Raw genomic sequence first — 14,122 nt, 5'->3', positions numbered from 1 at the left:
ATGGGGTAATGAATGCAGCGCCACTTCGATGATATGCAGTTGGGCAGCATCGAGCTGTTCGTGCTGGCGGGGGAGCAGGGCAGCTTCACCGCGGCGGCGGCGATGGCGGGCGTGACGCCGGCGGCGGTGAGCCGTTCCATTTCGCGCCTGGAGGAGCGCCTCGGCGTGCGCCTGTTCGTGCGCACCACGCGCCAGATCCGCCTGACCGACGGCGGCAGGGTGTACTTCGAACAGTGCCGGCAGGCGCTGTCGCAACTGGTGGAGGCCGAACGTGAAGTGACGGGCCAGCAGGCCACGCCATCCGGCAAGCTGCGTATCAGTGCAACGACGCCCTATGCGCATTACCGCTTGCTCGAGCGCGTGGCGGCCTTCCGCTTGCAATTCCCGGAAGTGCAGGTCGAAGTCCACATCAGCAACCGCAACATCGATTTCGCAGACGAGGGCTATGATCTTGCCGTGCGCGGCCGTGCGCCGCAGGATTCGACCCTGGTCGCCCGCAAGATGGAAGATGTGGAGCTGGTACTGGTGGCTGCGCCGTCCTACCTGAAACGGCGCGGCAAGCCGAAGTCGCTTGAAGAACTGACCGGACATGATTGCATCCAGTTCGTGCTGCCCAGTACCGGACGGCTGGTACCCTGGCAGTTCATGCGCGACGGTTCGGAAATCGAATTGATCGGCGGCGATGCCGTGGTGTGCGCGGAAGACTTTCTTGGCATGGGCACCCTGGCCGTCCATGGCGGCGGCATTACGCAGACCTATCGCTTTGCCGTGGAGCGCGAACTGGCCAGCGGGACGCTGGTCGAATTGCTGCCGCAGCATGGCGGCTGCTCAAGGCCGTTCTACCTGATCTATCCGCACGCGCGCCACCTGTCGCTGCGCGTGCGCAGCTTTGTCGACTTCCTGGTGCGCTAGCCTTCCTGCTGGCGCTGGCGGAAAGCCGCCACCTTGTTGCGGTTGCCGCAGAGCGCCATGCTGCACCAGCGGCGGCGGTGTGACTTGGTGCGGTCCAGGAACCACAGCGTACAGGCATGGTCCTCGCATTTGCGCACCAGCTTGAAGTCGGCTGTCGCCAGCAACTGCGCCGCGGCTTCCGCCAGGGGCGCCAGTAGCTGCTGCGGCGTGCGGGCCGCGTAGCGGGGCTGCAGCGACAGCCCGCCCCCACTTGCTTCCACCAGCACCAGGTGCCGTTCGGCGTGCGCAAGCGCCGCATTCAGCGCTGCGGCATCGAACCGTTGCCCGGCCTTGCGCGCCGCCACTGCCGCGCGAACGGATTCGCGCAACGCGCGCGCTGCAGCCAGCAGCTCGCCTGGCTTGCCGGGCGCCTCCTCTTCCGCCGTGAGCTGCCCGGCAGCTGCCAGCCAGGCCATGACACCAGCATCGTCATGCCAGGTTTCTTCTCCTTGCACAACGGTATTCATCAGGTCCAGCGCCGGGTGATCGCCGTAGAACTCAATCATTTTCCTGTCCTCCCGATTTCATTGTAACCACCAAAATAACTCTTGACAAGTTACGTGGCTGGAGTATTCTTGTAACCATCTAAACTAATTTTAAGGGGTTAATTATGAACCGCACCATCCAGGCCGACGGCATTAACATCTTCTACCGCGAAGCAGGTGCTCCGGACGCGCCGGCGATCCTCCTGATGCACGGTTTTCCCACCAGTTCCCACATGTTCCGCAACCTGATTCCGCTGCTGGCGACCAGGTATCGCGTCATCGCCCCCGACCTGCCGGGCTTCGGTTTTACCGAGGTGCCGCCTGAACGCAAGTACACATACACGTTCGACAACCTGGCCAACACCATGGAGGCCTTCCTGCAAGCCATCAAGCTCGAAAAATTCGCGCTGTATGTATTCGACTACGGCGCCCCGGTCGGCCTGCGCCTGGCTGCAGCCAAACCGGAACGCATTACGGCCCTGGTTTCGCAGAACGGCAACGCCTACCTGGAAGGCTTGAGCGATGGCTGGACTCCGATGCGCAAGCACTGGGCGGACCCGAACGAAGAGAATACGAACGTCATGCGCGGCTTCCTGACGCCCGAAGCCACCAAATGGCAGTACACGCACGGTGTCGCCGATCCCGCCAGCGTGGCGCCCGAGTCCTATACCCTGGACTCGGCCCTGATGGCGCGCCCGGGGAATATCGATATCCAGCTCGAACTGTTCTACGACTATCGCAAAAACCTCGAGCTGTACCCCGTATTCCAGGCGTTCTTCCGCAAAGCGCAGGTGCCGACACTGGCGATCTGGGGCAAAAACGATCCGTTCTTCACGCCGCCGGGCGCCGAGGCTTATCGCCGCGATAACCCGAACGCGATCGTGCAATTGCTGGATACCGGGCATTTCGCGCTTGAGACCCACGTCGAGGTGATCGGCAAAGCCATCCATGCCCTGTTAGACTAGACGCTTTCGAAGATAGCCCGAACACGCATCGATGAAGCCATACACGATCGCACTGCTGCTGGCAGGCCTGGCGCTGGCCGGCTGCAGCAGCAAGCAAACCGTCGCCTACACGGCACCCACGACTGCCTCCAACCCGCAAGTGCTCTTGCTGGGCGAGGTGCACGACAACAAGGAAGGCCACAAGCTTCGCTTCGAAGACTTGCGCCAGCGTGTGGAAGCCGGCTGGCGGCCCGCGATCGCAATGGAGCAGTTCGACCGCGAATCGCAAGGCTTGCTGGACGAAGCGCAAAAGGGCTGCCTGGACGCTTCGTGCGTGATTAACGTCATGAACAAGAAAGGGTGGGACTGGCAGCTTTACCACCCCATCATCCAGCTCGCACTGAGCAACCACCTGCCGCTGATCGCCGTCAACCTGTCGCGCACCGATGCATCGAAAGTCGTGCGCGACGGCGTTGCCTCCAGCTTTGATGCCGCCACCGTCGCAGCCTACAAGCTGAAAGAGCCGCTGCCATCGGACCTGCGCCGCGGCCAGGAGAAGGCGATCCAGGAGGGGCACTGCAACATGGCGTCGGACATGATGTTGCCCGGCATGGTCAATGCGCAAGTGGCGCGCGATATCTGGATGGCCAAGCTGATTCGCCAGCAGCAGCCGCGCGACGTCGTCCTCATTGCAGGCAACGGCCATGTGCGCAAGGACATTGGCGTGCCGCGTTGGCTGAATGCTATTGAACCCAGGCTGACCGTCCGCACCATAGGCTTCATCGAACCCGATGGCCTGCAGGGCAGCTATGACGAAATCCGCAAGGTTGCAGCGCAAAAGCGCACAGACCCTTGCGCCAAATTCAAGTAAACTTCCGGCCCTGCCGACCCCAATACATCAAGGAGCAAAGAATGCAGATCGCAGGTGAAATGTTGATCGGACAAGCCGCCGTCAAAGGCAGCGCGGGCCAAATGAAGGCCACCGACCCGGCCCGCAATATCGAGATCGAGCCGGCATTTGGCATGGCCACACCGGCCGACCTGCAGCGCGCCTGCGACCTGGCGGCACAAGCTTTCGACTCCTACCGCGAAACCACGCTGGAAAAGCGCGCGCAGTTCCTGGAGCAGGTGGCGCAGAACATCCTCGACATCGGCCCGCAACTGATCGAGCGCGCAATGCAGGAATCCGGCCTGCCGCAAGCCCGCCTGGAAGGTGAGCGCGGCCGAACCGTCAACCAGCTGCGCCTGTTCGCCAAAGTGGTGCGCGATGGCCTGTTCCTGGGCGCGACGCTGGACTCCGCGCTGCCTGAACGCGTGCCGCCACGCTCCGACCTGCGCATGCGCAAGATCGGCGTCGGCCCGGTCGCGGTGTTCGGCGCCTCCAACTTCCCGCTGGCGTTCTCGGTCGCTGGCGGCGATACCGCGTCGGCACTGGCTGCAGGTTGCCCGGTGGTCGTGAAGGCGCACCCTGCGCACCTGGGTACGTCCGAGCTGGTGGGCAAGGCGATCCAGAAAGCCGTGGCCGACTGCGGCCTGCATGAAGGCGTCTTCTCGCTGGTGATTGGCGACGTGCAGATCGGCGGCGACCTGGTGGCGCATCCAGCCATCAAGGCCGTCGGCTTCACCGGTTCGCGCGGCGGCGGCCTGGCGCTGGTGCGCATCGCCCAGGCCCGCAAGGAGCCGATTCCCGTGTACGCAGAAATGGCATCGATCAACCCGGTATTCCTGCTGCCGGGCGCATTGAAAGCCGGCGCCGCGCGCATCGCGCAAGGTTTTGCCGATTCGCTGACCATGGGCTCCGGCCAGTTCTGCACCAATCCTGGCCTGCTGATCGCGCTGGAAGGCCCTGAGCTGAACGAATTTGCTGCTGCGGCTGCGGCTGCGGTGCAAGCCAAGCCATCGACCACCATGCTGACCCCTGGCATTCATCAGTCGTACGAAGCCGGTGTGGGCAAACTGTCCGCGCTGGACAAGGTGGAACTGCTGGCGCAAGGCGGCGCGGGCAGCACTGCCTGCGCGGCGCGACCGCACCTGTACAGCACCGACGTCGACACCTTCCTGTCCACGCCGGCGTTGGAAGATGAGAATTTTGGCCCGAGCTCGGTATTGGTACGATGCCGCGATGCCGCCGATATGCGCCGCATCGCCGAGCACGTGGAAGGCCAGTTGACCTCCACCGTGCACGCTACCGCCGACGACCGCGAGATCGCCGCCGGCCTGCTGCCAACCCTGGAGCGCAAGGCCGGCCGCATCCTGTTCAATGGCTTCCCGACCGGCGTCGAAGTGGCGCACGCCATGGTGCACGGCGGCCCGTTCCCGTCGACTTCCGACCCGCGCAGCACGTCGGTCGGCGCCACCGCCATCGACCGCTTCCTGCGTCCTGTGTGCTACCAGGATGCGCCGGAATGGGCGCTGCCATCGACCCTGGCCAACGACAATCCGCAAAACGTGCCGCGCGTGGTCGACGGCAAGATCCAGCCGGGCGCATAAGCCCGCGCGATCATGGTAAGGTGGGTCGCATGATGGAAACTGTGTACAAGACAGAACAGCCCAGCCGGGCTGACATTGATGCGCTCACCGGACCAGCGGTGCTGGAATTCGGTACCAACTGGTGCGGCTATTGCCGCGGCGCCCAGCCGGCCATCGCCGAGGCATACCGCGAGTATGCCAACATCCCGCACTTCAAAGTGGAAGACGGTCCCGGCCGAGTGCTGGGCCGTGCCTTCCGCGTCAAATTGTGGCCGACGGTCATCTTCCTGAAAGATGGCAAGGAAGTCGCCCGCGTCGTGCGTCCCGAAGACGCAGACGAGTTGCGCGAAGGCTTTGGCCAGATCTCCGGCAGCTAAGCTCGCGAGCGCTATTGCAGGATTCAGCGATACTCCATCTGCACACTGCACCTAAAGAGGTGAATTTATGCATGGACAACAAAAAAGCCTGAACCGTTTCCGGATCAGGCTTTTTTGATAAATCTCTGGTGGTGATAGGTGGACTTGAACCACCGACCCTAGCATTATGAATGCTATGCTCTAACCAACTGAGCTATATCACCGCGCGGTCGTACATTGTAGCTTAATTTGGTGGTGATAGGTGGACTTGAACCACCGACCCTAGCATTATGAATGCTATGCTCTAACCAACTGAGCTATATCACCGCAAGGCCAGCATTATCGGTGCTGGATGCCGGCGTGTCAAGGACTGATTTTCGCTTTGGCTATTTTGGCAAGCACCTGCTGCTGCAATTGCTGGCTGGCGTCAGGGGCGCAGCAGTCGACCACGATCCTGTCCGGCATGGCGCGCAGCCAGGTCAGCTGGCGCTTGCATAGCTGGCGGGTGGCGATGATGCCGGTTTCGCGCATCGCCGCGTAATCGATCGTGCCGTCCAGGTATTCCCAGGCCTGGCGGTAGCCGACGCAGCGGATCGACGGCAGGCCCAGATGCAGGTCGCCGCGCGCGCGCAGGGTTTTCACTTCATCGAGGAAGCCGGAACCAAGCATGATGTCGAAGCGGCGTGCAATGCGTTCGTGCAGCCAGGCGCGGTCGGACGGTTCGAGTGCGAACGACACCAGGTCGAAGGGCAGCTCCTCTTTCTCGCGCTGCGCCAGCAGTTCGGACATCGGCTTGCCTGACAGGGCATGGATTTCCAGGGCGCGCTGGATGCGCTGGGCGTCGGCAGGCTTGAGGCGGGCGGCGGTTTCGGGATCGACCTGCGCCAGGCGCGCGTGCATCGCGGGCCAGCCGATGCGGGCGGCTTCCTCGTCCAGCTGCGCGCGAAAGGCGGCGTCGGCGCCTGGCAGGTCGTCCAGGCCGTCGGCCAGGCCTTTGTAATACAGCATGGTGCCGCCGACCAGCAGCGGGACCTTGCCGCGTGCGCTGATCTCCGCTACCAGGCGCAGGGTGTCGGTACGGAACTGGGCCACCGAATAGGAGTCCAGCGGATCGATGATGTCGATCAGGTGGTGCGGCACCGCGGCCAGTTCTTCCTTCGAAGGCTTGGCGGTGCCGATGTCCATGCCTCGATACACCAGCGCGGAATCGACGGAGATGATTTCGCACGGCACCTGCTGCGCGATGGCCAGCGCGGCGGCGGTCTTGCCGGACGCGGTCGGCCCCATGATGGCGACCGCCAGCGGGCGCTTGTTCAACTGCTCGTTCATTGCTTACTGTCCGCGCAGGAAGAGTTTATCCAGCGCGTTGATGTCGATCTGCACCCAGGTCGGGCGGCCGTGGTTGCACTGGTCGGCGCGCTCGGTGGCTTCCATGTGGCGCAGCAGGGCGTTCATTTCCGGCACGGCCAGGATGCGGTTGGCGCGCACGGCGGTGTGGCAGGCGAGGGTGCCGAGCAGCTCGTTGCGGCGCTCGATCAGCACGCGCGAGCCGCCATACTCGCGCACGTCGCGGATCACGTCGCGCGCCAAGGTCTGCGCGTCCGCGTTCTTCAGCAAGGCAGGTACGGCGCGCACTGCCAGCGTAGTGGGCGACATCACGGCGATGTCGAAGCCGAGCGTCTTCAGCGTGTCGCCGTGTTCCTGGACCGTCCCCACCTCCACTGCGTCGGCGTAGAAGGTGACCGGGATCAGCAGGTTCTGCACCGACATTTCGGTGCCATCGATCTGGGCGTCCAGTGCGTTCTTCAACTGTTCGTACAGGATGCGCTCGTGCGCAGCGTGCATGTCGACCAGCACCAGGCCTTTGCTGTTCTGGGCCAGGATGTAGATGCCGTGCAGCTGCGCCAGCGCAAAGCCGAGAGGGAACTCTTCGCCTGCCATCTGCGCCGGCGAGGCGCTGATCGGCGCCGCTTGCGGCAGCGTGTACTCGGAAGTGGCGCGGAAGCCGTTGCCGCCGTCCGCTGGAGTCGCGCCAGGGACGAAATTGTCGCGCGGGTCGTTCGACCACAGGGCGCCGTAGCGTTCCGTGCTCTGGGCCACGCCGCCCGTGCCCGTGCCTGGGCCGCCGAACGGCGATGGCGAGAACGTCGGGCGGTATTCGGGATTCAGGATCGAGCCGAAGCTGGTCTGCTGCTGCGGGCGCCAGACCGGACCCGATGCCTGCAGGTTGTCGGCGGCCGGCAGCGGCGAAGGTACGCTGCCGTGCGAGGTGGCCGAAGTTGCGGCCAGCGCGCGCTGCACGGCGTGGAACACGAATTGGTGCACTGCGCGGCCATCGCGGAAGCGCACTTCGATCTTGGATGGGTGTACGTTCACGTCGACCAGCGCAGGGTCGAGGTCGAGCGCCAGCACATAGGACGGATAGCGGTCGCCGTGCAGCACATCCTCGTAAGCGGCGCGCACGGCGTGTACCAGCAGCTTGTCGCGCACGAAGCGGCCGTTGACGTAGAAGTACTGGCTGTCGGCACGGCCCTTGGAAGCAGTCGGCAGGCCGGCAAAGCCGTGGATGCGCAGTACGCCCGAGCCTTCGTCCAGGGCCAGGCGTGCTTCCTCGAAATTGCTGCCCAGGATTTGCGCGCTGCGCCTGGCCATGTCGCTGACCATCCAGTGGTCGACCGTCCTGCCATTGTGGCTAAGCGTGAACGATACGTCGGGACGTGCCAGGGCGATGCGGCGAACAACTTCCGCGCAGTGGCCAAATTCGGTTTGTTCGGATTTCAGGAACTTGCGGCGCGCCGGGGTGTTGAAATACAGGTCGCGCACGTCAATCGTCGTGCCGGGGGCGCCGGAGGAGGGCACCACGGTGCCTTCGTGCGAGCCTTCCAGCTCCCAGGCGTGGGCGCCGTCGGCGGTGCGGGAAGTCAGGGTAACTGCGGCTACCGAGGCGATCGAAGCCAGGGCCTCGCCGCGGAAGCCCAGGGTGCCGACGTTTTCCAGGTCGTCCAGCGAGGCGATTTTCGAGGTCGCATGGCGCGCCAGGGCCAGCGGCATCTGGTCGGGTGGGATGCCGCGGCCGTTATCAGTAATGCAAATACGCTTGACGCCGCCTTCTTCCAGCCGCACGGTGATCTGGGTCGAACCGGCGTCCAGGGCGTTTTCCAGGAGTTCCTTGACAACTGCCGATGGGCGCTCGACCACCTCGCCGGCGGCGATCTGGGAAATCAGTTGGTCGGGGAGGGCCCGGATCGGGCGGGGCGGAGTTGGGGCATTCATGGGCAAGATTATAACGGTAGCCGGTGGTGTCAGGCTCCGGCACGCAACACGCTTCGCGTGTCGCATGCCGGGTGCTTACCCCAGGAAGTTATTTTGCCTCGCGCACCGGGATCGGCACGTTGCACAGGTCCACATGGCCGGCCGCATACTTGGTCCATGGCCCACCGCGGTTGCGCTGGGCTTCGATCACGGACTTGAAGCTGGCCGACTCGGTGCGCATCACTTCGAACTTCGAGCGCTCGGCTTCCGGCACGTCGGCTGCCAGCTTGACCGACTTGATCGGCACCCACTGCTCCTCCTTCTCGAACATGCCCATCGGCGCCGGGCCGCGCGGCAGTACGGACAGCAGCGGCATGCCGCTGACGATGCGTCCCACCACGGTGATGTTGCGGTCCAGGTGGCGCGGCGAGTTGCCAATGACCGTGTACAAGGTGCCGCCGTTGCCGCTGTCGGATTCATTGCCGCGCGCCACGCCAACCATGCCGTAGCAATGCGCCAGCCAGGCCTGGCCGGTTTTCGGGTCGCGTGCGGAAGGGAAACCGTTGGAGTGGCCTACCTGCGGCGCATAGCCGTCCTTGTCCGGCAGGCGGGTGAACTGGGTGTCGTTCTTCATCGGTACCGTGAATTCCTGCTCCAGCCTGGCCTTGGCGGTGCCGATCGCCTTTGGCTTGTCTTCGCGCGGATCGCCCCACTGCACCACGAAATTGTCCTGCGTGCGATAGATCCACAGTCCGTCCCAGTAGCCTTCCCTGGCCATGGTTCGGATATTGGCAGCGTGGTTGGGCGCGAAGGCCGGCGCCAGTTCGATGATGACGCGGCCGGCTGGCAGGTCCATGTACAGGGTGTTGGCCGGATCCAGTTGGCGCCAATCGGCTTGCGGCGATGCCTTGACGATGTCGCTGACGGTTGGCCTGGGCGGTAATTCTTTCGAGGGCGCGGCCACGGCGGCCAGGGGTAAGGCCAGGGCAAGGACGGCGGGCGTGATGGACTTCACTAAGGTCTCCTTTGTGGGGGTTCTAAGCTGGTGCTAAGATGCCGGGCAATTTTAGCCTGTAAGATAGACAGTTTGGTATCATTCCCGCCGCAACCTTTTGGGATTTAATAAATGGATTTCGTTCAATTGCTGGACATGCTGGTGCACGTAGACAGTGCGATGGATAAACTGATTGCGCAATACGGCATGTATATTTATGCGCTGCTGTTCGCCATCGTCTTCTGCGAGACTGGCCTGGTTGTGCTGTTTTTCTTCCCCGGCGATACGCTGCTGTTCATCGGAGGCGCCTTCTGTGCCAGCGGCCAGATGAACCTCGGATTGCTGATGTTCCTGCTGGCGACTGCCGCAATTCTGGGCAATACCACCAATTACTGGATCGGCGAAGCCATCGGCCAGCGGGTATTTACCCACGATTACCGCTGGATCAACAAGGATGCCTTGCGGCGCACCCACGAGTTCTTTGAAAAGCATGGCGGCAAGACCATCATCCTGGCCCGCTTTGTGCCGGTAGTGCGCACTTTCGCGCCGTTCGTGGCCGGCGTGTCGGACATGACCCATGCCCGCTTCCAGCTGTTCAACATCGTCGGCGCCGTGGCCTGGGTGGTGTCCCTGTGCGTGGCGGGTTACATCTTCGGCAACACTCCCTTCGTGCGCGACCACCTGAGCACCATCGTGCTGTTCGGCGTTGGCGTGGCGGTGGTGCCGATGGCACTGGGCGGCGCCTGGAAACTGGGCCGCCGCATGCTCAAGCGTTAAGCCTCTCAAGTTTTCCCATAGCGCAACCGTTAACCGGAGTAACAGTCTCTCCTCCGGATTTAACATGCGTAACTTGATCGCCCTGTCGGCCTGTTGTCTTGTCATCGGGACAGCAGGCGCCGCCGATCCCGTCACCGCGCCTTCCAAAGGCGTGCCGAATATTCGCCCGAACCTGGCCGCAGCTGCTGCGGCTGACAAGGCGAATGTCGAAAAGGATGCCAGTTCGGCCAGCGGGCCAAAGTACGTTCCGCCGGTAAGGAAGAATCGCACTGCGTCTGCATCCGCCGCTGCGCAGCGCGAGGAAGAAGCGCGCGCCGAAGCGGAATTGTCGGAGAAGATTGCCCAGCGCTTGGCTGAAATGCGTGCCAACCAGGCCGCGCGCATGGCTGCCGCCGAAAAGGCGCGCAAGCAGAAGGCCGTCAAGGCCGCCGCTGCCGAAGTGGCGGCCAAGGCGCCGCCGCCGCGCGTGTATGGCACCCATTGGACGTATGAAGGCGAATCAGGTCCTGCCAACTGGTCCAAGATCAACTCCGACTGGGCGAAATGCTCGACGGGCAGCCGCCAGTCGCCGATCGATATCCGCGACGGCATGAAGGTGGACCTGGAGCAGATCGCCTTCGATTACCGCCCATCCGGTTTCAACGTGACCGATAACGGCCATACCGTGCAGGTGATGGTCAGCCCGGGCAACTACCTGAGCGTGGCGGGCCGCACCTACGAGCTGCAGCAGTTCCACTTCCATCGCCCGGCCGAGGAACGCGTCAACGGCAAGGGTTTCGAGATGGTGGTGCACCTGGTACACAAGGATCCGGAAGGCAGGCTGGCAGTGCTGGCGCTGCTGCTGGAACGCGGCAAGCCGCAGCCGACCATCCAGACCGTATGGAACAACCTGCCGCTGGAAAAGGGCGACACGGCTACGCCGAGCATCGTGCTGGACCCGAACGACATGCTGCCGCAGCGCCGCGACTACTATACTTTCATGGGATCGCTGACCACGCCGCCATGCACCGAAGGCGTGCTGTGGCTGGTGATGAAGGAGCCGGTGCAGGCATCGCCGGCGCAGTTGGCCTTGTTCAGCCGCCTGTATCCGTTCAATGCGCGTCCGATCCAGGCCAGCTCCGGCCGCATGATCAAGGAATCAAACTGATGGTGTGAAGGCCGGTCCATTCGGCGCCGGCCTGCAGCACTTGCTTGTCGACCCGGGCCGGCTCGATGCAGACGAAGCGGCGGTAGTCGCTGTCGTCCATGTCGGCGGCAGCTGCCGCGCCTTGCGCGCCCGGGTTCCACACCACCCATTCCGAAAAGCCTTGCTGCTCCAGTTGCAGCGTGCCAGCGCCGGTGTCGAGGCGCAGCTGCGGCGTTGCGGGCCGAATGTCGTCCAGGGCGCCGGTGAAAGGCATGCCGTCCAGCGTGGCCTTGTCGAATTCCCCTACTGCGAAATAAGTGTGCAGGGCGCCGGCCCAGCTGAATTCCTGCTGGCTGGTATTGCGCACGGTGTAGCGGATCTGCAGCGCGTTGGCTTTCAGGTCGAAGCGCAGGCTCAGTTCGAAGGCACGCGGCCAGGATTGGAAGTGGTTGCGCGGCAGGTCGCTTTGCGCCAGCGCCAGTTCGGCCCAGTCGTTGGCCTGCTCGACGATGCGCCAGGTGGAAGTGCGGGCGAAGCCGTGGCGCAGGCCGTCGCCCCGCGTGGCGAATTGCGGGAAGATGACCGGCACCCCGCCGCGGATGGCGGCGCTGCCGTCGAGCGCTGAACGCTGGCTCAGGAACAGGCGCTCCTTGCCGTCCGCAGTCTTCCACGACATCAAATGCGCACCGAACAGGGAAATGGTGGCTTCGGCGCCTTCGGGTGTGGAGATGCGGACTTCGTTCATGTGCTTTCCCTATGTGAGGCGGTTCTTCGAGAGCGGCGGGTTCTTGGCGAAATAGCGGCGGATGCCTTTGACAATGGCGTCCGCGATCTTGTCCTGGTAATCATCGTCCAGCAGGCGCGCTTCTTCTTCCGGGTTGGAGATGAAGGCGGTTTCGATCAGGATCGATGGAATGTCCGGCGCCTTCAGCACGGCGAAGCCGGCTTGCTCGACCGAGCCTTTATGCAGCTTGTTGATGCCGCCGATTTCACCCAGCACAGCCTTGCCGACCTTCATGCTGTCGTTGATCTGGGCCGTGGTGGAAAGGTCGAACAGCACGCTGGCCAGTTGCGGGTCGTGGCCCTTGGCATTGGCGCCGCCAATCAGGTCGGCCTGGTTTTCCTTGTCGGCCAGCCAGCGCGCGGCGCTCGAGGTCGCGCCTTTTTCGGACAGCACGAAGACGGAGGAGCCGCGGGCGCTGGTTTTCACGAAAGCATCGGCGTGGATCGAGACAAACAGGTCGGCGTCGACCTTGCGCGCCTTTTCCACGCGCTTGCCGAGCGGGACGAAATAGTCGCCGTCGCGCGTGAGCATCACGCGCATGTTGGGGTGGTCTTCGATCTTGTCTTTCAGGCGCTTGGCGATGGCCAGCACGATGTCCTTTTCACGGCTGCCGCGCGCGCCCATGGCACCGGGGTCCTCGCCGCCGTGGCCGGGATCGAGGGCGATGGTAAGCATGCGCACCATTTTCTCCTGGCCGGATTTCTGGCCGGGCTTGTGATGTGCGGGCGCCGGCTCGGGTTCGCCGGGAACGAGCTTGCCGGACTGGCCGGCGAGGGCGGGCGATTGGCCGGGCGCGCTGGCGCCGGTGCCTGGTGCTGGCGTGGCGGTGCCGGGCTGGCCGGATGGCGGGGCAGATGCGATGGACGGGCTGCCAGCGCCCTCGGCGTTGCTGCTGGCGCTGCCCTGGCCCGACGCAGCCGGCTGGCCGGCGAGTGCGGGCTGGCCCGCTGTGCCGGCCTGGCTGCCTGGGGCCGGGCGCTGGGACGATCCGGCGGCAGGGGGCTGAGGATTGGCGCTGGCGGCCTTCTCATCCTGCGACCACTCGCCCTTCTCGATCATCGCCGCGATCGGATCGACTGCCTTGACCGGGTAGAGGTCGAAGATCAGGCGATGCTTGTAGGTGCCGACCGGCTCCAGCGTGAACACCTGCGGCGTGACTTTCTCTTTCAGGTCGAACACCAGCCGCACCACATTCGGGCGGTTCTGGCCGACGCGCACTTCCTTGATGTACGGGTCGTTCGACTCGATCTTGGCGACCAGGCTTTTCAGCGTGGAGTTCAGTACCAGGCCTTCAATGTCCACCACCAGCCGGTCCGGATCGGGAACCAGGAAGTGCTTGACCTTGAGGTCGGTGTCGTTTTCCAGCGTGACGCGGGTGTAATCCTCCGCCGGCCACACGCGCACAGCCAGGATCTGCGCAGCTTGCGCAGACATGGGGGCGAGCACGGACAGGAGCAGCGTCCCGCCGGCCTTGAGCACCGTGCGGCGACTTACAGGTTTGGAGCGAATTGGAGGCGTTGCAGGCATGACGTACCAAGAGCGGAAGACGGCTGCAATTCTACATCACGTCCGGACCCGGCTACAGAGAGGAAAACGTGAAGGTCGGGGGGCGGCAACACGCCGTCGGCCTTCTCCGGCCATTCGACGATGCAAACGTTCTCGCGATTGAATTCCTCGCGGAAGCCGGCATCGAGGAATTCTTCCGGGCTGCCCATGCGGTACAGGTCGAAATGCACCACGTTGGCCAGCTTGCCGTCGACCTTCACGCGGTAAGGCTCGGACAGGGTATATGTCGGGCTTTTCACAGGTCCCACGTGGCCGGCAGCATGCAGCAGTGCGCGCGTCAGGGCGGTCTTGCCGGCGCCCAGGTCGCCGTGCAGGTAGATCGCCATGCCGGGCAGCAGGGCGCGCGACAGCGCGGCGCCTAGCGCCGCGGTACCGGCTTCGTCGTGGAGATGGGATTTAAAGTGCTGCATCGAATAAA

At 63.9% G+C, this 14,122-nt stretch carries 14 protein-coding genes and 2 tRNA genes; 7 read left to right on the top strand and 9 right to left on the bottom strand.

Annotated features, from left to right (window positions below; all coding sequences use genetic code 11):
* The first annotated feature begins 12 nt into the window (after positions 1-12).
* Positions 13-912, top strand: a complete 900-nt coding sequence (locus ACN9MU_RS27585; protein ID WP_426343743.1) for a LysR family transcriptional regulator — start codon at positions 13-15, stop codon at positions 910-912.
* On the opposite strand, the gene ACN9MU_RS27580 is transcribed toward ACN9MU_RS27585, so the two are convergent.
* On the bottom strand, positions 909-1,457 hold the full coding sequence (locus tag ACN9MU_RS27580; RefSeq protein ID WP_426336393.1) for a CGNR zinc finger domain-containing protein: 549 nt from the start codon (positions 1,455-1,457) through the stop codon (positions 909-911). The genes ACN9MU_RS27585 and ACN9MU_RS27580 overlap by 4 nt on opposite strands.
* A gap of 104 nt (positions 1,458-1,561) precedes the next feature.
* Here ACN9MU_RS27580 and ACN9MU_RS27575 point away from each other — a divergent pair, with 104 nt between their 5' ends.
* Genes ACN9MU_RS27575 through ACN9MU_RS27560 form a run of 4 tightly spaced genes read left to right on the top strand, consistent with a single transcriptional unit; the run spans position 1,562 to position 5,226 of the window.
* The gene (locus tag ACN9MU_RS27575) at positions 1,562-2,401 is read left to right on the top strand and encodes an alpha/beta fold hydrolase (protein ID WP_426336392.1); all 840 of its coding nucleotides are present in this window, start codon (positions 1,562-1,564) and stop codon (positions 2,399-2,401) included.
* Between the two features lie 31 nt (positions 2,402-2,432).
* Positions 2,433-3,251 (top strand): ChaN family lipoprotein, encoded by an 819-nt coding sequence (locus ACN9MU_RS27570; RefSeq protein ID WP_426319221.1) that lies wholly within the window; start codon positions 2,433-2,435, stop codon positions 3,249-3,251.
* Positions 3,252-3,292: 41 nt separating this feature from the next.
* Complete coding sequence (locus tag ACN9MU_RS27565) at positions 3,293-4,870, top strand: aldehyde dehydrogenase (NADP(+)) (RefSeq protein ID WP_426336391.1); 1,578 nt, start codon at positions 3,293-3,295, stop codon at positions 4,868-4,870.
* Positions 4,871-4,902: 32 nt separating this feature from the next.
* The gene (locus tag ACN9MU_RS27560) at positions 4,903-5,226 is read left to right on the top strand and encodes a thioredoxin family protein (RefSeq protein WP_426323863.1); all 324 of its coding nucleotides are present in this window, start codon (positions 4,903-4,905) and stop codon (positions 5,224-5,226) included.
* Between the two features lie 126 nt (positions 5,227-5,352).
* Here ACN9MU_RS27560 and ACN9MU_RS27555 read toward each other — a convergent pair.
* The 5 genes from ACN9MU_RS27555 to ACN9MU_RS27535 all read right to left on the bottom strand — a co-directional run bounded on the left by ACN9MU_RS27555 (position 5,353) and on the right by ACN9MU_RS27535 (position 9,472).
* A tRNA-Met gene (locus ACN9MU_RS27555) sits at positions 5,353-5,429 on the bottom strand.
* A gap of 26 nt (positions 5,430-5,455) precedes the next feature.
* Positions 5,456-5,532 (bottom strand) — tRNA-Met (locus tag ACN9MU_RS27550).
* Between the two features lie 36 nt (positions 5,533-5,568).
* Complete coding sequence (gene miaA / locus ACN9MU_RS27545; RefSeq protein ID WP_426319219.1) at positions 5,569-6,534, bottom strand: tRNA (adenosine(37)-N6)-dimethylallyltransferase MiaA; 966 nt, start codon at positions 6,532-6,534, stop codon at positions 5,569-5,571.
* A gap of 3 nt (positions 6,535-6,537) precedes the next feature.
* Positions 6,538-8,478, bottom strand: coding sequence for a DNA mismatch repair endonuclease MutL (mutL, locus tag ACN9MU_RS27540; RefSeq protein WP_426343742.1), 1,941 nt, complete (start codon positions 8,476-8,478; stop codon positions 6,538-6,540).
* Between the two features lie 88 nt (positions 8,479-8,566).
* Complete coding sequence (locus ACN9MU_RS27535) at positions 8,567-9,472, bottom strand: peptidylprolyl isomerase (protein ID WP_426319217.1); 906 nt, start codon at positions 9,470-9,472, stop codon at positions 8,567-8,569.
* A gap of 111 nt (positions 9,473-9,583) precedes the next feature.
* Between ACN9MU_RS27535 and ACN9MU_RS27530 the strand changes: the two genes are divergently transcribed.
* Together ACN9MU_RS27530 and ACN9MU_RS27525 are read left to right on the top strand one after the other, a co-directional pair.
* Positions 9,584-10,228: a VTT domain-containing protein gene (locus tag ACN9MU_RS27530; protein ID WP_426164702.1), complete on the top strand. Its 645-nt coding sequence runs from the start codon at positions 9,584-9,586 to the stop codon at positions 10,226-10,228.
* A gap of 64 nt (positions 10,229-10,292) precedes the next feature.
* Positions 10,293-11,375, top strand: a complete 1,083-nt coding sequence (locus tag ACN9MU_RS27525) for a carbonic anhydrase (RefSeq protein ID WP_426319215.1) — start codon at positions 10,293-10,295, stop codon at positions 11,373-11,375.
* Here the strand turns inward: ACN9MU_RS27525 and ACN9MU_RS27520 are convergent.
* From ACN9MU_RS27520 to tsaE, 3 genes are read right to left on the bottom strand one after another with little or no spacing between them, the layout of a single operon-like run.
* Complete coding sequence (locus ACN9MU_RS27520; RefSeq protein WP_426319214.1) at positions 11,359-12,099, bottom strand: D-hexose-6-phosphate mutarotase; 741 nt, start codon at positions 12,097-12,099, stop codon at positions 11,359-11,361. The genes ACN9MU_RS27525 and ACN9MU_RS27520 overlap by 17 nt on opposite strands.
* A gap of 9 nt (positions 12,100-12,108) precedes the next feature.
* The gene (locus ACN9MU_RS27515; RefSeq protein WP_426319213.1) at positions 12,109-13,665 is read right to left on the bottom strand and encodes an N-acetylmuramoyl-L-alanine amidase; all 1,557 of its coding nucleotides are present in this window, start codon (positions 13,663-13,665) and stop codon (positions 12,109-12,111) included.
* On the bottom strand, positions 13,629-14,114 hold the full coding sequence (gene tsaE, locus ACN9MU_RS27510) for a tRNA (adenosine(37)-N6)-threonylcarbamoyltransferase complex ATPase subunit type 1 TsaE (protein ID WP_090434857.1): 486 nt from the start codon (positions 14,112-14,114) through the stop codon (positions 13,629-13,631). Before tsaE ends, ACN9MU_RS27515 begins: the two co-directional genes overlap by 37 nt.
* Positions 14,115-14,122: the final 8 nt, after the last annotated feature.

The sequence above is a fragment of the Pseudoduganella sp. R-32 genome, from assembly GCF_049913245.1.
Classification (GTDB): domain Bacteria; phylum Pseudomonadota; class Gammaproteobacteria; order Burkholderiales; family Burkholderiaceae_D; genus Rugamonas.
The sequence above is the reverse complement of the archived record's forward strand: the minus strand, read 5'-3'. Positions and strand labels throughout refer to the sequence as shown.